The following is an 18,829-nucleotide window of genomic DNA, read 5'->3' on the forward strand; positions in this document are numbered from 1 at the left end:
TCAGAATATCGACTGCGCCCCGCCCGAGGACCGCAGCGTGAGCAGCGGCGGGATATCGGTTTCCCGGTAGCGGCGGTAGGCCTCCGGGTAGGTCTGGATCGCGTCTTCGAAATAGCGCCGGCGCACCTCGTCCAGGAAACTTTCCAGACGGTCATCCGGCACCAGGCTCACCGTGCAGCCGCCGAACCCGGCCCCGGTGATACGGCTGCCAGCCGCCCCGGCCTCCAAGGCGATCGCCACCAGGTCATCGATCGCCGGGTGGCTCACCTCGTAGTTGTGGCGGCAGCTCAGGTAGGAGCCGTTCATGAACTCGCCCATCCGTCCACCGCCGCCCGAGCGGATATCGGCCAGCGCCTGGTCCACCCGCGCCGACTCGCTCACCACGTGACGGGTGCGGGCCAGGAGCTTGAAACCCTCCGCCGGCCCGGAAATGTGCTCACCGTTGACCGTGGTGCAGAACCGCTGGTTGAAATCATCCAGCGAGATGCCCAGCGCCTCCGCCAGCTCGGTCTTGGTGTAGCCGTGCCATTTCATGTGCTGCTTGCAGGCGGCCAGCATCCGGTCGCGGCCCAGGTGGAAATAGATGTCGCCCAGGCGGGGGTATTTGTGCGGGTCGAGCTCCAGGCGCTTGACCAGAAGGGCTGTGGCCATGCGGCAGACCGCATGGCGGGTGTTGTACTGCAAGCGGGCGTTCTGGCTCTTGGACGCCACCACCATCGAGTTGGCCACCACCACGGTGAAACCCTCGGGCAGGAACACCGGCTCGGCGCGCAGCGGGTAGAAATCGATCTTCAGCGCCTTGTCCCGCTCGGCCAGCAGCGAGGCGGCCTGGTCCATCCCGCCACCCTCGGTGCCCACGTACCATTCGGCATCCGCCAGGCGGTCGGCCAGCTCGCGGCGCTCTACCTGACGGCCTGCCGATTGCAACAGGGACAGAGCCGCCCCCACCACCAGGGCCGAACTGCTGGAAAGGCCCGCGCTCACCGGCACGGTGCCGTAGAAGCAGGCGTTCATCCCGCGCAGCCCGTCCGCTGACCCGAAATGGTCGATCAGCCCCTGGGCCGAGGCCTTCACGTAGTTACCCCAGTCGCCGGTCTCGAAATGCGGAATTTTCTTTTCGAGCTGGAACACCCGGTCCGGGAAATCCGGGTTGACCGCCTTGACCACCGCGTCCTGGCGCGGCGCGAATGCCACCAGCATGTCGTAGTCGATGGCCATCGGCAGCACGGGAAGTCCATTGTAGTCGGTGTGCTCCCCGATCAGGTTCACCCGGCCCGGAGCACGCAGCACCGACACCTCCGGCTCGTCCGGGAAACGCTCGGAGAAAGTCTCCAGAAGGTGGATCAGGCGGTCGGTCGTATCCAGCGAGTAAATCTTTTCAAGCTGGCTGTTCAAACGGCTGTCACGCCGCCGCAGCCCCTGAAGCAGTGTGTCGATAAGGATCATTTGCCCGTCCCCGAGAGTATAATTGTCACCACCCACGACAAGCTGGCATTTGTAATTTGCCAAACAGTAATTTTAAACCTGCGGCGCTCAGGCGCAAGTAAATAGGAGAATCGGAACACGGGTGGGACAATTCGTGTAATTCCTGAAAACCTTTTCTTGCGTGTAGCACATAAAAGTGAAATATTATTACCTCCCTTTTGATGCAACATGCAAATCGAATGACCGTTAGGTTATATGGTATCTTGCGGACCACGGCGCCCGGGTGCGTGCAACAATCCGCGCTCAATTGCCGGGAGCGGCAATTTGATGTCCCCCAATCCTGCAGGTAGCAGAGGAGAGGTCTGATGCATTTCAGCGCCCAGGAGGAATACGGTCTGCGCTGCGTGCTGCAGCTCGCCCGCCGTCACGGTGATGAGGCCCTGACCGCCCGGGAGATAAGCGAGAACGAATTAATCAGCCTCGATTACGTGCACAAGCTGCTCGGTATCCTTAAGCGCAAGGGCCTGATCGAGAGCACGCGTGGGATTAAGGGCGGGTTCCGCCTGAAAAAGCCGCCCGAGGAAATCACGGTCTGCCAGGTCCTGAAAATGCTTTCCAGCGAGATCAACGCGGACGGGCACTGTGCGAAGTTCGACCGTGAGAAGAGCCCCTGTCCGCGCGGCGGCGACTGCGAGATCAGGCTGTTCTGGGATATCGTGTTCCAGTTCTGCGAGGAATACGGCAAGCGGATCACCGTCCAGAACCTTATCGACCGCAAGGTGCCGAATGTGAGCACCGAGTTCAAACGCTGCTCCGAGAACCGGTGTGAGAGCTCTGCGCAGGCGGCGGGAAACTGAAAAAGCATTTTTTGTGCTAAAGGGAAAAAGAGAGGGGCCGACCGGAAGGTCGGCCCCTTTTCTGTTCTGGCGACCGCTGCTGAACTGTTATTTGCCGTTCAGCAGCGTGGCGCAGGCCTGGGCCAGCCGCACTCCGGCCGGTCGCTCGGCCACCGCGGGCATCCCGGCGGCTCCCAGCAGACGGTAGCAGGCGGCGGCCTGGGTGAAACCGGCGCGCGCGCTGTCCGGCGGCACCGGGTGGCCCATCGCATCGGCCGGGCCCACCAGCATCAGCGGACGCGGGGCCAGCGCCGCAGCCAGCAGCGGAAGGTCATACTCGCGGTAGACTCCAAGGACCACGTTGTCCAGTTGCTGACGGTGCAGGTGCGAGTTCAGCATCGACTCCCACGAAACCAGGCCGCCGTCCAGCACCACGGCCTCGATCCTCTCATCCAGCACCGCGGCGTGAAGCAGCGGAATGCAGCCCGAGCCGCGTCCCACCGCCACCACCCGCGCGGCCTTGGTCTTCTCCCAGCCGGTCAGCACATCCACCGCCCGGACCAGATCCAGGGCGCGCATGCCCACCAGCGGCTTTTTCACCTGCAGGCCCATCAGGGCGATCTGCCAGTCGCGCGCGAACCACTGGGCGAACGTGTCGTTGACCTCGATGTACCCCCGCGCCAGCTCACCCTTGCCGCGCACGTCCGGCGCCAGCACGATGTGCCCGGCGGCCACCAGGGCCGCGATCTCGCTGGCGGCGTCATAGGCCTTGTTCTCATCCGCGGCGTAGAGCACCGCCGGCCCCGTGGCCTCGCCCGAGGCCGGCCGGAACAGCAGGGCCGGGATCGTGATCCCCGGCTCGCTGCAGTAGGTGAGCATCTCCACTTTCATCCCGCCCTGGTCCAGGCTGCCGCGGTACTGGATATCCAGAGGGTTGTCGGCTTTCTGGAACGCGGTTGCCCGGCGCACCCGGGCCAGTATGTCCTCGCGGAAAGCCGGGAACGCCCCGGCCGTGGCGGGAATTACCGCCTTGTAGCGTACTGTGCGTGCATATTGGGCGTTGAGCTGGTCGATGGTGCGGCTGTCCGGGTAGCTGGTCATCACCTGGCCGGTGGGAGTCACCTGCAGGGTGCGGTCCAGCTCCACCGTGATCGGCGGCTCAGGGTCCGGCGCGTCCGGCCCGCCCTTGAAACGGTTGTTCAGGAAGCCGTACAGCTGCTCGCGCATCGGCTGCCAGTAGCCGTGGCCGCTGTCGTACTCCACCTTGCGCAGGTTGTCCCCGGCCCCCAGGATACCGTAGATGCGGCTGGCTTTCTCATAGGTGTGGCGCGCCCCGACGATGCTGAAGAAGTCCTGGATCGCCAGGTTCATCTGGTAGGGCCGCGGGGCGAACGGCAGGATGTAGTCCACGAAATCCAGGCCCGAGCCGACAAAGGGCAGCATGTTCTGCTCGGCGTCCTGCGGTCCCAGAGTGGTCCAGAGCTGCTCCCAGGAGTTCAGGTAGCAGTTGGGGATGCAGGCGGCCAGGCGGTCGTCCAGGGCGCCCAGGTAGGCGCTCTGCATCCCGCCACCCGAGTTGCCGGTCACGGCCACGCGCCTGGGGTCCACCTCGGGACGGCCTATCAGGTAGTCCAGGGCGCGTATCTCGTCCCAGACAAAGTAATTGGCCGCGTTGGAGCCGGTCAGCAGGCACTGGATGCCGGCCATGGTGTGCTCGGGCGTGGTGCCCTGGACCAGGCTTTCGCCCAGGTCCTGGTTCCAGTACATGAAACGCTCGCCCTGGCCCGGCGGGTCGAAGGTGAACACCACGTAACCCTTGCGCGCCAGTCCGATCCAGATGTGCTGGTAGGTCTCGCCGGCCTTGCCGTTGAGCGTGTGCCCGTTGACCCCCAGCACGGCCGGGAAAGGCTTGGCCCCCACCGTGGGAATGTAGAGGTTGCCGGTGACATAGAAGCCCGGGCGGCTCTGGAACAGCACGTTTTCCACCCGGTAGCCCTCGCGCTCGAACGAGCCGGTGGTGCGGGCCTTGAGCTCGGTGCGCTCCGGGAACGGCCCCAGGCAGTCCATGATCCGCTCGCGCACCAGGGCCTTGCGGGCGGCGATGTCCTCCGGGGTGACAAGGGCCTGTATCTCACGGTCCTGCTGCTCCAGGCAGCCCCGGGCGATGACGGTCAGATACTCGTAAAGCTGGCGGCACATCAGGTCGTCCTCGTACGGCATCTGCGAGCGGAAAACACGCAGCTCCTGGGCGGTCGCTGCTCCGTTAATCGCGAAAACCGTCAGGAGCGCGGCCAGAGCTGTCAGTGCGATGGATCGGGGGAATCTCATCCGGGCCTCCCTCTGCGAAAAGGGTTGGGGGTGGAATTGTGCTGCGGTGGAAAGCGAGTCGTTCCGGTCACGGCCAGCCGCGCAGGGCTGACCGGAGGGCGCTGGGCGGCTCAATACCCGGGGTAGCTGCCGGTCAGGGTGCGGCTGCCGGTCACGGTCAGCTCGAACTCCTCGATCCGTCCGGCCACGGCCACGTGACGGGCGCTTACCAGGCTGGGTTCCAGCACGAACTGGAAGCCGATGAAAAAATCTTCGCGCAGCAGGTAGGTGTTGAGCCTCTGGTCCTCGCCGCTCATATCGAACATGGCGGGGATGATCTTGCGCTCGGCGATCTGCACCGCCTGCGGATCGTTGAACACATCCACCAGCGGGCTGACGAAGATGCGCACCTCGACCGTGCCGGTGTAATTCTGCGGCTCCATTTGCATGCGCAGGTGCAGCACGGAGTGCGACAGCGAGGAGAAATCGTAGCCGCGCCGCACCAGGCTCATCTGGACAGGCTCGGTGCGGGTGGTGAACGAGAGGGTCCGGCTGGAGCCCAGGTCCTGGTTCAGCGGGATATCCTCCGGCACGGTGAACCCCACGCTCTGATAGTTGAGCAGGCTGGCATACAGGCTGCCGGCCAGGTTGACTATCTCGACCGCCTCTTTCTCCTTGCAGGAGACGAGCGGAAGCAGCAACAGGGGCAGGAGGGCGATTATTCTTTTCATTTTTCCCGGTCTCCTTCGCCGGCTGAATTAGGCGGGGGGCCGCACTTTATTCGAAAGCACAGCGGATAAAACAGCCCAGGGGCACGGCAACTCGCGCACCGTACCCCTGGGGAAAGACTGAACCGGACAACTCCTCAAGCCGCTCAGGCCTGGACTTTTTTACCCGCCAGCTCCTGTCCCTTGCCGAATTTCTCCTGCCAGTAGATCAGCACCGGGGCCGAGATGTAGATCGAGGAGTAGGTCCCCACGATGATGCCGATGGTCATGGCCAGGGCGAACGGGCGGATCACCTCGCCGCCGAAGAACAGCAGCACGATCACGGCCAGCAGCGTGGTGCCGGCCGTGATGATCGTGCGCGACAGGACATGGTTGACGCAGTTGTTGATGATGGTGTCCATCGGCAGGTGCTTGCGCTCCTTGGGATATTCCTCGCGCACCCGGTCGAACAGCACGATCGTGTCGTTGAGCGAGTAGCCCACGATGGTCAGAAGCGCGGCGATGATGGTAAGGTCCACCTCGACGTTCATCAGGGTCAGCAGCCCGAGCGTGAAAAACACGTCGTGGATCAGGGCCGCGATGGCCCCGACCGCATATTTGAAATTGAATTTAACGCAAATATATGCCATTACCGCCAGCGAGCCGGCCATCAGCAGCAGGGTCAGGATGTCGGAGCTGAGGACCGCCTTGGCTTGACTGATCGACAGCACGATCAGCCCGAAGACCAGCGTGCCCAGCACTCCCAGGAAACTTTCGGCCTCGAAACGGATCGAGATGTAGATGATGATGCCGATCCAGGAGAACAGCAGGGCCAGAAGGGCTTTCTCACGCAACTCGGTCCCGATCTTAGGCCCCACCAGGTCGTTCTGGTCCACGGTGTAGGTGTTGCCTTGGAAACGCTGGTCGAACTGCTGTTGGATCGGGGTCAGGTAGTCACGGGTGGTGTCGAGCACCTTCAGACGGACCAGCACGTGGCGCTTGTCGCCGAAATGGGTCACCTCGTACGACTTCTCGCCCGCGGCGGCCAGGGCCTGGCGTACTTCCTCGGCGCTGACCTCCTGCTGGAATGAGAACGTTATGGCCGCGCCTCCGGTGAAATCGATCCCGTAGCGCGGGCCGCCGCGAAGGGCCAGGATCAGCATGGTCAGCACGATCACGGTCAGCGAGGCCCAGAGGGCGATCTTACGGAAGCCGATGAAATCGAAATTCGGGTTCTTGACGAGTTCAAGCATTGTTAAGGGCTCCTTTTATCGGTATCCACCCGGCCGCCTGAAGCGGCCGGCCTGTTATATCGAAATCGACTTGACACTCTTGCGTGCGGTCCAGAGGTCGAAAATCACGCGGGTAAAATACACGGCGGTAAACATGTTCGCCGCCAGACCGATGCTCAGAGTGACCGAGAAGCCCTTGATCGGGCCGGTCCCGAACTGGAATAGCACGATCGCGGTGATGAAAGTGGTCAGGTTGGAGTCGAGGATAGTCGAGAAGGCCCGCTCGTAACCCGTATCGATCGCCGCCCGCATCGATTTGCCGGTGCGCAGTTCCTCGCGGATGCGCTCGAAGATCAGCACGTTGGCGTCCACCGCCATACCGATGGTCAGGATCAGGCCGGCGATGCCGGGCAGGGTGAGCGTGGCGTTGAACCCGGCCAGCACGGCCAGGATCATCACCATGTTGAACACCAGGGCCAGGTTGGCCACCATCCCGCTGAACCGGTAGTAGACCAGCATGAACAGGGCCACTATTATCAGGGCCACGATAGCCGAGAACTGGCCTTTCTGGATCGAGTCCGCGCCCAGCGAGGGACCCACGGTGCGGCTTTCGGCCAGGGTCAGCGGGGCGGGCAATGCGCCGGCGCGCAGCACGATCGACAGGTCGCGCGCCTTGTCCATGGTCGGCACGCCGGTGATCTGGGCATGGCCGTCCGGAATGCGTGAGATGATCCGCGGGGCGAACTTGACTATGTTGTCCAGCACGATGGCCAGGTCACGCTGCAGGAAACGCTCGGTTATCACCTCGAAACTGTCGGCGCCGGCGCTGGTCAGTGTCATCAGCACCAGCGGCTTGTTGGCTGTCTCGACATCGTTGCCGCTGCCCAGGGTGGCGCTGGCGTCCGCCAGGAACTGGCCGGTCATCTCGGGCTTTTTCTTCATCAAGAAGATACGCTTGTACTGGGTGCCGTCCGGCCCGACATAGTCGGTGGCGTCATCCCCCCACTCCACATCCAGGGTATCCGGCTCCGGGTCTTCGCCCGAACTCTTGTAGCGGGTGAAATCGATCGACCCGGCCACCTCGGCGTTCTGGACAGTCTGCCAGACCTGCGGCTTGGCCAGGTAGGCCTTGATCAGCGGGATGTTGTTGACCGGCACCAGGAGCTCGCCCTCGGGCTGCTGGCCGGCCCCGCGCATCGGGACCGAGGCGAACAAGTGGCTCACCGGGGCCTGGCGAGCATCTGCCGCGGCGGTCTCGCCGGGCAGGAGAGATTCGCTGCTCGTGTCCGCGGCCGCCGCCGAGCTGTCGGACTTGGCGGCCGTACTGTCGGGGGCCTGGGCGCTGGTGTCGGAGGAGGTGTTCTTGTTGAACAGGTCGCTCGGGTTGAAAGACTTGTCCTTCGCCTCCCCGACCGCAGGCTGAGCCTGACCGGCGGGGGTGCGGTCGGAGAGCACGTACAGATTGTTCTCGCGCACCACCTCATCCGCCTGGCGCAACACCTGGAGGAACTCGGCCTGGGGCTTGACCAGCTTGAATTCGAGGTAGGCGCTCTGCTGGACCAGGGCGCGGGCGCGGGAGGTGTCCACGATACCGGCCAGCTCCACCACGATCCGCTCATCCCCGGCTTTCTGGATCAGCGGCTCGCTCACGCCGAACTGGTCCACGCGGGTGCGGATGATTTCCAGGGCCCGGTCGATTGCGTCCTTGGCCTCGCTCCCGTTCATGTTGATCTTGCTTTTGTCCAGCTCCAGCACCATGTGCATGCCGCCCTGCAGGTCCAGCCCCAGCTTGATGCTGCGTTTCTCGAGATCCTCGAGGCGCTGTGGGTCGGACAGGGCCATCATCTCCTTTTTCTGCGGGGAGAGGCTGATCAGGTAGATAGTCGGGTACAGATAGTAAAGCGTGCCGATCAGGATAGCCAGGACCACGATCAGCCTGAAACGTATATTTTTAGTCATCAGCCAGTGCTCCCAAACAGGTCAACGGTGCTTGGATCGGATGGTTATCTATTAAGCCGGGGTTTTCCGGCGGCCAATTTTCGAGTCTGCTCCCGGAAGGAACGTTAAACTAAAAAGATAGAAATTCAGGCGGGTCTTGTCAATATAAAAAAGGCCCGTATATTAAGGCCATACGGCCTTATGGTTGCTCAATCTACCAACAATCGGACCATTCTGCAACAGGGAAGGCCGGGTTTGTCTGGGGAGGACAGGTCGATGGAGTATGACATTTACCGCGGGGCGCGCCTGGAGCGGCTGGCCCTCACGGCGATCGAGCGCGATGACCGGCGTTTCGAGCTGGCCTGGCCCGCGCGGCAGCAGCCGCCCCGGGACAGGGTGGGCCGTGCTACGGCGGAGGTTCCACTCTGGGTGCAGGAGATTGCCGGCGGCAGATACCGCCTGGTGCGGGGTTTCAGCCGGTTCGACAGCTTGCGCGAGCTGGGCGCCGAAAGTTTCCCGGCCCTGGTGTTCGCCGAGGACTGCCCATCCCTGGAGCTTTTCCGGGCCCGCCTGTCCGGCCGCAGCGAGGAGCTTTCCGCGGTGGAGGCGTCGCGCGCGCTGAAATCTCTGGAGGCGCTGGACGGAGCGGAACAATCCGTCCTGACCGGCTTTCTGCCCCTTCTCGGCCAGCCCGCCACGGAGGGAGCGTTTTCCTCGTTGCGCGCGCTCGCAAACCTTGAGGAGCCGCTGGCCCGCTGGTGTGCGTCCCAGAAAGCCCCCCTGCCCGAGTGCGTGGTCCTGGCCGGACTGCCCCGCGAGTCCCAGCGCGGGCTTTTGGTGCTGCTGCGCGCGCTCAACCCCGGCGGGAACCTGCTGCGGCGCTGGCTGGGTTTTTTGACAAGCATATCCCGACGGAGCGGACAGACGTTGGAGGACATCCTGGCCGACAGCCGCATCACCGATATTCTGCTGGACGCCCAGACTGCGCGCTCGGCCGGGCGCGAGCTGGTGAGCCGCCGTCTGACCGAGCTGCGCTACCCCGAGAGCACCGCTCTGCGGCAGCGTTTCGCCGAAACGGTCAAAAGCCTGGGCCTGCCCGAGGGGGTGAAAGTGGAGCCGCCCGAGGCGCTGGAGGGGGATAGGCTTCGGATAAGCTTCGAGCCGGGCACGACCGAGGCCTGGAGCGGGGCCGCCGCGGCCTTGGCCCGCGCGGCACAGGGACCGGCAGCCGGAGAGCTGTTCCGCCTGCTGGGCGCGCCCGAGCCGGAGAACCGTTGATGCCCCGGCATTTCGATACAGTGTACGTTCATCCCGAAATCTCCGCTCACCCGCGCACACGCAGGATCGTGGAGCGGGCCGGCGCGGCCCGGGTGATCGAGCTGCCTGTGGGTGCGGAGAGCCTGGAAAGCCTTCCGCCCGTGGAAAACCCCAAACGCAGCCTGGCCCTGTTGCCCTACCGCGGCGCGCGGGTGGAGGCCTGCCCCTGCTCCAAGGCCATGCGCTGCTGCCGCTACCGGGTGCTGCAGCTGGTGGAGGGCTGTCCCTTTGACTGCGCCTACTGCGTGCTGCAGGGCTACCTCAACCGTCCCGCCACCCTGGTCTACCCGGAACTGGAAAAGGCCCTGGAGGAATTGGAGCGGGACATGGCGGTCGAGCGGGGCCACCCATCCCGCTACGGCACCGGTGAGCTGGCCGACAGCCTGGCCCTGGAGGAGCTTACCGGTTTCGTACCGGAACTGATAAGCTTTTTCGCCGCGCACCCGGGGGCCTGGCTGGAGCTGAAGACCAAGAGCGCCCGGGTGACCGAACTGCTATCCGTGCCGTCTGTCCCGTCCAATGTGGTCGTGTCCTGGTCGGTCAACGCGCCGACTGTCTGCCGGGGGCTGGAGCACGGGGCCGCCGCGCTGGGGGCCCGGCTCGACGCGGCGCGCAAAGTTCTGGACGCCGGGTACAGACTGGGATTCCACTTCGACCCCCTGATACGCTTCCCGGACTGGGAGGACCAGTACCGGCAGACAGTCGAGCGTATCTACAGCTTCGCCCGTCCCGGGGATATCGCCTGGATCAGCCTGGGCGGCCTGCGCTATGCTCCCTGGCTGGCCCCGTGCCTGGAGGGGCGGGGTGGGGCCGCGGCGGGCCTTTTGGAGGGCGAGCTTTTCCCGGTGCCGCCGGACGGCAAGTACCGCTACCCGCAGCCGCTGCGGGTGCAGATGTACCGTCACCTGCACGACTGTATCCGGCGCTTCGACAACCGGGCGTTTGTCTACCTCTGCCTGGAGAGTGAAACTGTCTGGCGCTGGGCGCTGGGTGTGGAACTGGACCCGCGGGATGAGCTGGCCGTGGAGCGCCTGTTCCCAGCTCCGCCGGGCCGGAGGACCTGAGATGGAATCCCGCTCTTGCCCGGCGGACCGATCCGTGCGATAATGGAGTATTGCCTTGTTTATCCACAAAGAATAAATATACATATATTTTATGCTTCATGACCCGGAGGCGCGCCGATGAAAGCGGAATGCAGCTTTGTCCTGTTCTGGCTGATCCTGGCCCTGAGCCTTGTCCCCGCGGCCCTGTCCGCGCAGGAGGAGGAAAAGGCCAATTACGACGAGTCCAAGGTGCCAAAGTACACTCTGCCCGATCCACTGGTCTGCAACGACGGCGCCCCGGTGACAGACAAGGCGGCCTGGATCGAAAAGAGGCGGCCGGAAATTCTGGAGCTTTTCACCGAACAGGTCTACGGCCGTGCGCCCGGGCGGACCGAAAAAGTGAGCCGTACGCTTCTCGACAGCAGTCTCGCCCTGGGCGGCGCCGCCCTGCGCAAGCAGGTGGATATTACATTGGAGCAGGGGGGCCGCACGCTCACTGTCGGTGTGCTGATCTACCTGCCATCGAATGCCCCCGGCCCGGTCCCGGCGTTCCTGGGCCTCAATTTCGGCGGCAACCAGACCGTGAGCGATGATCCCGGCATTATCCTCAACACCAACTGGATGCGCCCCAGCCCGGACAAGGGCGTGGTGGACAACAAGGCCACCGAGGCCTCCCGCGGGACCGCGTCCTCGCGCTGGGACATCCCGGCCATACTTGCAAGCGGCTACGCCCTGGTCACCGCCTACTACGGCGATATCGACCCGGACTATCCCGACAGTTTCGCCAACGGCGCGCACGGCCTGTTCCAGAGCCCGCCGCCCGAGCCGCGCCCGGCGGATGCCTGGGGCAGCCTCGCGGCCTGGGCCTGGGGCCTCAGCCGGATCCTGGATTACCTGGAAACCGACAGCCAGATTGACAGCCGGCACGTGGTGGTGCTGGGCCACTCCCGTCTGGGCAAGACCGCGCTCTGGGCCGGAGCGACCGACCAGCGTTTTGCCGGGGTGATCTCGAACAACTCGGGCTGCGGCGGCGCGGCCCTTTCGCGGCGGGCGTTCGGCGAGACTGTGGAGATAATCAATACCAGCTTCCCGCACTGGTTCTGCGGCAATTTCAAGCAGTACAACGGCCACGAGGACAAGCTGCCCGTGGATCAGCACGAGCTGATCGCCCTGGTCGCCCCGCGTCCGGTCTATGTGGCCAGCGCCACCGAGGACCGCTGGGCCGACCCGCACGGCGAGTTCCTGGCCCTGAAGGCGGCGAGTCCGGTCTACAAGCTCCTGACCGGAGACAGCCTGGCCGCGGCGGACTGGCCCGCGCCGGACAGCCCGGTGCGCGGGCGGATGGCCTACCACCTTCGCACCGGCGGGCACGATGTCACCCCGTACGACTGGGCGCAGTATATCCGCTGGGCGGATGAGTATGTGAAGGGGAAGTGAGCGGGGGAAAGAAGCTACAAATTGCAGGATTGAACAAAATAATTATATAGGATGAGGTGGAAAGAGAGGGCGGGCCTCCTGGCCCGCCCTCTCTTTCGTGGGCATATATTTTACTTCGTTATCTCCTGCAGGTATCTTTCGATACGGTCACTGTTAGTTCCAAGACTTGAAAACTGTTTATCGCAAACATCGCTGAAACGAGCCAGCACCTTCCTGTTGATACATTCCTGATCCTCGAAAACGGCCATACTGCGAAACGGAAGTTGCCATTTTTCAAACTGGAGCATAGAAATAGTAGCATCTCGCGCTTTATCGTCACCTGGCACGGCAAATACAAAAAGCGGACGCTCCATACCATTAATTTTACAATCTACACTATACATACCCTGTGTATCGTGTATAGGATCGTGCCAATCGAAAACTCTGCGGCTCTCCGGAATTTTATTAGTCATAAACGCACGAAAATCTTCCATAAATGTTGATCGTACGCGTTCTTTTAAAAGATAGGAGATATCGGTGATTTTCAACAATGCCTGAGTGAAAGAATAAAGCGCATTACCATATTGATCTTCCTGAATGGCAAGTACTAATTCACCATCTCGATCTTCAACTTTAAATACGGATAATGCATTGCTGATGATCTTTTGCCTGGTTCCTTTTAGAATGTCTTTCTCATCAATATCATACGTGAGGTGCATATAGGTATGTCCTTCGTCAGACAAAATCCAACTCGCATTATCTCTTTTGAGAGTAATTGCCAGATGGTCTCCGTCTTCAAACATAAAAGGAGTGAATACTCTAAAACGAGCCTCACCCTCCTGCTCCAGGCGAATCTGCTCGCATACTCTATTGCGAAAATCTTGTCTAATTGTTTCGGTATTCATCTATACCTCCTCAAACAAATTCTTTTGAGGATTTCTTGGAAGGTCAAAATTGCAATCGACAAATAAACATTTTACTGCTGAAGTGAAGTCTGAATATCGTTGTGTTGGCTCAGCATAGGTATCTTCTCTCGCTCCTAATTCTTGATACCGTTCTGTTGCTGAATGGATATGATAATCATAGAATGTGTCGGACTCTATTCCATTTGTGTGCTCGTGACTTTTCCCGTTGTATCGTCTCAAACGAAATATCTGATTGCTACCTGCTGGACAATGCGCAAGAATGATTGAGAAATCAAGTGCGTTAAAACTGTTTTGCCTCAAGATAAGACGAAATTGATTCCCGTTCTCTCCAAAAAAATCAAATTCTTGTTCCTTGTGACCTCGCTTCTCGCGTAGCTTCATTTTATTTCGGTAATCACTCCCAAGGACTTTTTTTTCTGAAATCAATTCTGTAATCTCGGTATCAGAGTATTTTGCAGCCATTGTGATTTACTCCTCCAAGAATCACAGTATGTTTGGTTTAGAATTCTTGAGCCTTTTTACGGCACCAGGTCCGGGAAATAAGTGTAGCGCTCGTAATAGCCGAGCAGTTTCCCTTCGCCGTCCCGGATCGCGCGCATGTAGGTGCGCTGGCCGGGCTTTTCCGTGATCTGCACTTCCTCCGCCTCGCCCGCGGCCAGGCGCACCAGAATCCCATCCATTATCCGGCGCGACTTCTCGTTGTGGCAGTCGAACAGGCTCGTACCCTCCAGCTCGTGCCCACCCTTGAAGAAGTCCTTGGCCGCCCGGTTGAGCAGAAGCACCTTGTGGTCCGTGCCGGTGATCACCACCGGGTCCGGGTGGCTGTCGAAAAACGCTTCCAGCAGGCCAAGCCTGTCCATCCCGCCGCCTTTCTCCTGTCCCGAACCGCTTCAGCTCCACGGCTCCATGATCACCTTGATCGACTCGCCCGGGTTGGCCACCAGGTCGAACCCGTACTGGATTTCGCTCAGGGGCAGACGGTGGGTGACGAGTCGCGCCACATCCACCCGCCGGGCGCGGATCAGCTCCAGGGCCAGCGCGGCGTCATACGGGCTGTTGGCATAACTGGGCATCACCCGGATCGAGTTGCGCCAGAACTCGTTGGCCGGGATGGGTATCTCCACGCCCGGGTCGGTGGTGGCGAAACAGAGCACCGTGCCGCCGCGGTCCACACTCCCCAGGCCCTGCTTGAACGCGCTCAGGGCCGCGGCGCAGACAACCACCAGGTCGCAGCCGTGGCCGTCGTTGAGCTGGCGCACCCGCGCGGGCACGTCCTCCCGGGCGTCCAATACATGATCCGCCCCGAACTCGGCCGCCTTGGCCTTGCGGTAGTCGCTGATGTCCGTGGCGATGATCCGTCCCGCGCCCTGGGCCTTGGCCAGCATGATATGCATCAGGCCCGAGATGCCGCTGCCGATCACCAGCACGCTCTGTCCCGGCTGGAACCCGGCCGTGCGCTGGCCGCGCACCACGCAGGCCAGCGGCTCGATGAACGCGCCCTCCTCCCAGCTTACGCTGTCGGGAAGCAGAAGGGTGCCGCGGTCCACGTTGATCGCCGGGGCGCGCAGGTACTGGGCGAACCCGCCGGGGAAGAAATTCGTGGTGTGCAGGGTCTCGCAGACCGTGTGGTTGCCGGCCAGACAGTAGCGGCAGGTGTTGCAGGGTATGTGGTGCTCGACGAACACCCGGTCGCCCGGCTTGTAGCGTTTGACCGTCTCGCCCGTCTCCACCACCAGGCCCGCTATCTCGTGGCCCAGCACCAGCGGGGCTTTCTTGATCCGGTACCACTCCAGGACATCGCTGCCGCAGATACCGCTGGCCATGACCTTGACCAGCAGCTCATCCGGCCCGATCGCGGGCACGGGCAGCTCCTGAAGGCGGACATCCCGGTTGTTGTAGTACATCCCCACGCGCATGGGAGTGCCGGCCAGGCTCATCATTTCTCCTTTTTGCAATTGCACTTTTTGGCAGGAGCCTTGCTCTCCTCGGCCACCAGCTCCTGGAAAAGCTGGTTCGCCTCCCTGGGCTTGGCGTTGCCGTGGATCACGGCGTTGAGGGCGCGGATCACCGGCACCGGGTGGGCGTTCTTCCAGACATTGCGGCCCAGGTTGACCCCGATCGCACCTTTCTGGATCCCGTCATACACGAACTCGAACACCTCCAGCTCGGTCTCGCAGGCCGGTCCGCCGGCGATCACCACCGGCACCGGGCAGCCGCCGGTCACCTTGTCGAAATCCTTGCACCAGTAAGTCTTGACCACGCTGGCGCCCAGCTCGGCGCAGATACGGCTGGCCAGGGCCAGGTAGCGGGCGTCGCGCTTGTCCAACTCCTTGCCCACCGCGGTCACGGCCATCACCGGGATGCAGTAGTCTGCGCAGAGGTTCACCATCTCGGTCAGGTTGCCCAGGGTCTGGCCCTCCCACTGCGTGCCCACGAACACCGACACGCCCACGGCAGAAACGTTCAGCCGAAGGATTTCCTCGATGGAGGTGGTCAATATCTCATCCTCCAGGCCCGGGCCGACCACACTGGTGCCGCCAGAAACCCGCAGGATGATCGGTATCTGGATCGAGGCCGGCACGCAGGCGCGCAGCACCCCGCGGGTGCAAAACAGGGCATCCGAGTAGGGCACGAGCGGGCGGATCGTCTCGCCCGGCTGCTCCAGGCAGGTGGTGGGACCCTGGAAATAGCCGTGGTCGATGGGCAGGAAGAAACAGCGGCCATCCGCCGGGATCAGGCGGCTCAGGCGGTTTTGCAGTCCCCAGTCCATATTTAAAGCCTCCGGTAAATAATTATTGAAAATTTCCTTCGGGCGATTTGCAAAGTGTTATTCTGCTTTGGTTTCGGCCAAAGCAGCAAAGCCAGCGGGGGCCGCGAACTCGTCCCAGCCACGTCAGTCTTTCAACCTGTAGCGTCACCGAAACGTCGATTCCGCTACCGCGTTGCAGCGGCGGCGCTGGCGCGAATCGCCGCCGAACCGCAGAGCACCTTCAGGCTTGGCCGTTTCGCCCCCCAACTTCACGCTACCCGTGGTGCAGGCTCAGACAGGCGCGGCCCCCAAAGGCAGAACTGCGGCGGCCTGACAGCCGCAAGCGGGTTTACCCTCCTGGGATGTCAGGCGGTGTCGTAGGGGCGAACCTTGTGTTCGCCCGTAAAGCTGATATGCAAAAACCTAACCGGACATCCATGCCTCGGTCCCCCTTTACGAAAAGGGGAGGGATAATCGCGCCCCTGAGGTTCATGCGGGGCTTTCACCCCCGGCGCACGACCTCGTAGCCGTGCTGGATCAGCCAGTGATGGAACTCGTAGGTGCTGTGGATACACGCGCTCTGGCAGATCGAGCGGACTTGGTCGTAGCCTGCCGAACCCGCGGCCTGCTGGTCAAGAAGGACCTGCACCGGGCACTGGATGTCCTTGCAGTACTCCCGGCGCTGGTAGTCGATAAAACCCTCGATTGGCATGTTGGCGGCTCCTTACGGTTGAACGTCGCCGGACTGCGATTGCCGCATTCCGGCAGCGGGTGTTTCAGTCTTGCGCAGCTAAAAGATAGACCCACGCGCCTGGACAGTCAACAGGCATGCCGCCGGGTCGTGCTGTCTTCCGGTAGCCCCGCAAATGAATTCCTCACCATACGCCAAACCCCGGCTCACTATCCGGAGCTATGTTTATGCATCAGGCTGGATTACGTGTATTCAGACGCCACTGAAACCCGGAGGACGGTGTGAAACTGATCGATATCCGCGGCGCCCTGGACCCGCGCGGCACCAACCGCGTGCGTGCCATCCTCGGCTCTCGTCTGGAGTCCATTCTGGCCGTCTCCCGGCTCAACGACATCTACACCGGCCTCGACCTGAGCGCGCCGGAGCGCAGCTTTTTCCGCAGCAGCCTGGAGTTCATGGGCGTGGATTACGACATCTCGCCCGAGGACCTGGAAAAAATCCCGGCTGCCGGCCCCCTGCTGGTGGTGGCCAACCACCCGTTCGGTGGGATCGAGGGCCTGGTGCTGGGCGACATTCTCACCCGTCGACGCCAGGACACCAAACTCCTGGGCAATTACCTTCTGCAGCGCATCCCGGAGCTGGGGCCCTACATCATCCCGGTGGACCCGTTCGGCGGGAGCGAGGCGGCGCGCAGCAACATCCGCGGGCTCAAGGCCTCGATCCGTCACCTGATCTCGGGCGGCGTGCTGGGGGCTTTCCCGGCCGGTGAGGTGGCCCACCTGGCCCTGAGCCGCCGTCAGAGCGGCGAGCGGGTCTGGAGCCAGCATATCGGCGCTCTGGTGCGGCATAGCCAGGCCACGGTGACGCCGGTCTATTTCCCGGGACGGAACAGCGCCCTGTTCAATCTTCTTGGCCTGCTGGACCCACGCCTTCGCACCGCGATGCTGCCGCGCGAATTGGTCAACAAGCGCAACCGCCGCCTGAGCGTGCTGGTGGGCCGTCCCATTCCCTGGAGCCGCCTGGAGCAGTTCGAGAGCGACCGTGAGCTGGCCGATTACCTGCGCCTGAGCACCCTGATCCTGGGCAACCGCGTACCGGCCCGGCCCAAGCGCGTGCACGGGTTCCGTTTCGCCCGCACCGAGCGTCCGGTGGCCACGGCCCGTCCCGCCGAGGCCATCGCCGCCGAGCTGGCCGCCCTTCCGTCCGACTCTTTCCTGGCCGAGGACAGTGAGTTCGCGGTCTACGCGGTTCAGCGGGAGCAGGCCCCGGCGCTGATCGAGGAACTGGGCCGTCTGCGCGAGATCACTTTCCGCCAGATCGGCGAGGGCACCGGCAAAAGTTCCGACCTGGACCGTTTCGACAATCACTACATCCACCTGGTGCTCTGGCACAAGGCTGCCGCCGAGGTGGCCGGGGCCTACCGCCTGGGCCTGGCCGACCGCCTGATCGCCAGACAGGGCCGCGCCGGGCTGTACAGCGGCACCCTGTTCCGTTTCGGACCCGAGTTCCTGTCGCGCCTGGACAATGCCATTGAGCTGGGCCGCTCGTTCATCCGGCGCGAGTACCAGCGCCACCCCTCCAGCCTGGCCCTTCTGTGGCGCGGAATCGGCGAGCTTGTCTGCCGCGAGCCCTGGCGCTGCGTGCTGTTCGGCCCGGTCAGTATCAGCCGCGACTACCATGCAGTGTCGCGCCGGCTGATCGTGCAGTTCCTGAGCCGTAACCGTCTGGACCCCGATCTGTCGCGCCTGGTGCGGCCGCGCAAGCCGTTCCGCATCGCGGCCGGGGCCCTGGAGGGCGGCAGCCTGCGGGACATCGAGGATGTCTCCATGCTGGTCTCGGAGCTTGAGGCGGACGGCAAGGGTGTGCCGGTGCTGATAAAGCACTACCTGCGGCTGAACGCCTCACTGCTCAGTTTCAACGTGGATCGCAAGTTCTCGGACGTGGTGGACGGGTTGATCCGGGTGGACCTGCGCACCACCGACCCGCGTATCCTGTCGCGGTTCATGGGGCGGCACGGTTTCGCCCGCTTCGCCGAGCACCACGGGCTGGAGCGGACGCGGCGCGAGGTCTGATTACTGAACATGGAGTATTGACTCGAAAGGCCCCGCCGCTTTTCCGGCAGGGCCTTTGTGTCGGGTGGAATTCATTTGTTTCTTGACAGCAGTCGCATTCCGGGGGAAAATGGTCCCAGGGCTTGCAGTACGGCCCACCCACAACGGACGACCGAACTCTTCCCTGGAGG

The 18,829-nt window shown here is 62.7% G+C and carries 16 protein-coding genes; 5 read left to right on the forward strand and 11 right to left on the reverse strand.

Annotated elements, in window-relative coordinates; genetic code table 11:
- The gene (gene galK, locus LLH00_07760) at positions 1-1,446 is read right to left on the reverse strand and encodes a galactokinase (protein MCE5271164.1); all 1,446 of its coding nucleotides are present in this window, start codon (positions 1,444-1,446) and stop codon (positions 1-3) included.
- Positions 1,447-1,790: 344 nt separating this feature from the next.
- Between galK and LLH00_07765 the strand changes: the two genes are divergently transcribed.
- Positions 1,791-2,282 carry an Rrf2 family transcriptional regulator gene (locus LLH00_07765; GenBank protein ID MCE5271165.1) on the forward strand — a complete coding sequence of 164 codons (492 nt, stop codon included), beginning with the start codon at positions 1,791-1,793 and terminating at the stop codon, positions 2,280-2,282.
- Between the two features lie 87 nt (positions 2,283-2,369).
- On the opposite strand, the gene LLH00_07770 is transcribed toward LLH00_07765, so the two are convergent.
- The 4 genes from LLH00_07770 to secD form a co-directional block, all read right to left on the reverse strand.
- Positions 2,370-4,589 carry an acetylxylan esterase gene (locus tag LLH00_07770; protein MCE5271166.1) on the reverse strand — a complete coding sequence of 740 codons (2,220 nt, stop codon included), beginning with the start codon at positions 4,587-4,589 and terminating at the stop codon, positions 2,370-2,372.
- A 110-nt stretch (positions 4,590-4,699) separates the two neighbouring features.
- Positions 4,700-5,299 carry a hypothetical protein gene (locus LLH00_07775; GenBank protein ID MCE5271167.1) on the reverse strand — a complete coding sequence of 200 codons (600 nt, stop codon included), beginning with the start codon at positions 5,297-5,299 and terminating at the stop codon, positions 4,700-4,702.
- A gap of 143 nt (positions 5,300-5,442) precedes the next feature.
- Entirely contained in the window at positions 5,443-6,528 is a 1,086-nt protein-coding gene (secF, locus tag LLH00_07780; GenBank protein MCE5271168.1) for a protein translocase subunit SecF, read from the reverse strand.
- A 54-nt stretch (positions 6,529-6,582) separates the two neighbouring features.
- The gene (gene secD, locus LLH00_07785) at positions 6,583-8,466 is read right to left on the reverse strand and encodes a protein translocase subunit SecD (GenBank protein ID MCE5271169.1); all 1,884 of its coding nucleotides are present in this window, start codon (positions 8,464-8,466) and stop codon (positions 6,583-6,585) included.
- 255 nt (positions 8,467-8,721) lie between these two features.
- Between secD and LLH00_07790 the strand changes: the two genes are divergently transcribed.
- The 3 genes from LLH00_07790 (at position 8,722) to LLH00_07800 (ending at position 12,242) form a co-directional block, all read left to right on the forward strand.
- A complete protein-coding gene (locus LLH00_07790) occupies positions 8,722-9,723 on the forward strand; it encodes a hypothetical protein (protein MCE5271170.1) in 1,002 nt (333 codons plus the stop codon).
- The gene (locus LLH00_07795; GenBank protein MCE5271171.1) at positions 9,723-10,826 is read left to right on the forward strand and encodes a radical SAM protein; all 1,104 of its coding nucleotides are present in this window, start codon (positions 9,723-9,725) and stop codon (positions 10,824-10,826) included. Before LLH00_07790 ends, LLH00_07795 begins: the two co-directional genes overlap by 1 nt.
- 117 nt (positions 10,827-10,943) lie before the next feature.
- The gene (locus LLH00_07800; protein MCE5271172.1) at positions 10,944-12,242 is read left to right on the forward strand and encodes an acetylxylan esterase; all 1,299 of its coding nucleotides are present in this window, start codon (positions 10,944-10,946) and stop codon (positions 12,240-12,242) included.
- Between the two features lie 110 nt (positions 12,243-12,352).
- Here the strand turns inward: LLH00_07800 and LLH00_07805 are convergent, their stop codons facing one another.
- From LLH00_07805 to LLH00_07830, 6 genes are all read right to left on the reverse strand, one after another.
- Positions 12,353-13,126 (reverse strand): DUF1828 domain-containing protein, encoded by a 774-nt coding sequence (locus tag LLH00_07805; GenBank protein MCE5271173.1) that lies wholly within the window; start codon positions 13,124-13,126, stop codon positions 12,353-12,355.
- Positions 13,127-13,609, reverse strand: coding sequence for a hypothetical protein (locus tag LLH00_07810; GenBank protein MCE5271174.1), 483 nt, complete (start codon positions 13,607-13,609; stop codon positions 13,127-13,129). It abuts the gene before it with no gap.
- 56 nt (positions 13,610-13,665) lie between these two features.
- Positions 13,666-14,007 (reverse strand): PAS domain-containing protein, encoded by a 342-nt coding sequence (locus tag LLH00_07815; protein MCE5271175.1) that lies wholly within the window; start codon positions 14,005-14,007, stop codon positions 13,666-13,668.
- A gap of 30 nt (positions 14,008-14,037) precedes the next feature.
- Positions 14,038-15,084 carry a zinc-dependent dehydrogenase gene (locus LLH00_07820; protein MCE5271176.1) on the reverse strand — a complete coding sequence of 349 codons (1,047 nt, stop codon included), beginning with the start codon at positions 15,082-15,084 and terminating at the stop codon, positions 14,038-14,040.
- The gene (gene lsrF / locus LLH00_07825; GenBank protein ID MCE5271177.1) at positions 15,084-15,950 is read right to left on the reverse strand and encodes a 3-hydroxy-5-phosphonooxypentane-2,4-dione thiolase; all 867 of its coding nucleotides are present in this window, start codon (positions 15,948-15,950) and stop codon (positions 15,084-15,086) included. The genes LLH00_07820 and lsrF overlap by 1 nt, the downstream gene beginning before the upstream one ends.
- 448 nt (positions 15,951-16,398) lie before the next feature.
- Positions 16,399-16,608, reverse strand: coding sequence for a hypothetical protein (locus tag LLH00_07830; GenBank protein ID MCE5271178.1), 210 nt, complete (start codon positions 16,606-16,608; stop codon positions 16,399-16,401).
- Positions 16,609-16,868: 260 nt separating this feature from the next.
- Between LLH00_07830 and LLH00_07835 the strand changes: the two genes are divergently transcribed.
- Entirely contained in the window at positions 16,869-18,659 is a 1,791-nt protein-coding gene (locus LLH00_07835) for a lysophospholipid acyltransferase family protein (protein ID MCE5271179.1), read from the forward strand.
- The last annotated feature ends 170 nt before the right edge of the window (positions 18,660-18,829 follow it).

It is taken from the genome of bacterium (assembly GCA_021372515.1).
Classification (GTDB): domain Bacteria; phylum Gemmatimonadota; class Glassbacteria; order GWA2-58-10; family GWA2-58-10; genus JAJFUG01.

What these genes read in the sequence shown, in the direction of transcription:
- galK (MCE5271164.1), bottom strand. Translation starts at nt 1,446, where the DNA reads ATGATCCTTATCGACACACTGCTTCAGGGGCTGCGGCGGCGTGACAGC.
- LLH00_07765 (MCE5271165.1), top strand. Translation starts at nt 1,791, where the DNA reads ATGCATTTCAGCGCCCAGGAGGAATACGGTCTGCGCTGCGTGCTGCAG.
- LLH00_07770 (MCE5271166.1), bottom strand. Translation starts at nt 4,589, where the DNA reads ATGAGATTCCCCCGATCCATCGCACTGACAGCTCTGGCCGCGCTCCTG.
- LLH00_07775 (MCE5271167.1), bottom strand. Translation starts at nt 5,299, where the DNA reads ATGAAAAGAATAATCGCCCTCCTGCCCCTGTTGCTGCTTCCGCTCGTC.
- secF (MCE5271168.1), bottom strand. Translation starts at nt 6,528, where the DNA reads ATGCTTGAACTCGTCAAGAACCCGAATTTCGATTTCATCGGCTTCCGT.
- secD (MCE5271169.1), bottom strand. Translation starts at nt 8,466, where the DNA reads ATGACTAAAAATATACGTTTCAGGCTGATCGTGGTCCTGGCTATCCTG.
- LLH00_07790 (MCE5271170.1), top strand. Translation starts at nt 8,722, where the DNA reads ATGGAGTATGACATTTACCGCGGGGCGCGCCTGGAGCGGCTGGCCCTC.
- LLH00_07795 (MCE5271171.1), top strand. Translation starts at nt 9,723, where the DNA reads ATGCCCCGGCATTTCGATACAGTGTACGTTCATCCCGAAATCTCCGCT.
- LLH00_07800 (MCE5271172.1), top strand. Translation starts at nt 10,944, where the DNA reads ATGAAAGCGGAATGCAGCTTTGTCCTGTTCTGGCTGATCCTGGCCCTG.
- LLH00_07805 (MCE5271173.1), bottom strand. Translation starts at nt 13,126, where the DNA reads ATGAATACCGAAACAATTAGACAAGATTTTCGCAATAGAGTATGCGAG.
- LLH00_07810 (MCE5271174.1), bottom strand. Translation starts at nt 13,609, where the DNA reads ATGGCTGCAAAATACTCTGATACCGAGATTACAGAATTGATTTCAGAA.
- LLH00_07815 (MCE5271175.1), bottom strand. Translation starts at nt 14,007, where the DNA reads ATGGACAGGCTTGGCCTGCTGGAAGCGTTTTTCGACAGCCACCCGGAC.
- LLH00_07820 (MCE5271176.1), bottom strand. Translation starts at nt 15,084, where the DNA reads ATGAGCCTGGCCGGCACTCCCATGCGCGTGGGGATGTACTACAACAAC.
- LLH00_07830 (MCE5271178.1), bottom strand. Translation starts at nt 16,608, where the DNA reads ATGCCAATCGAGGGTTTTATCGACTACCAGCGCCGGGAGTACTGCAAG.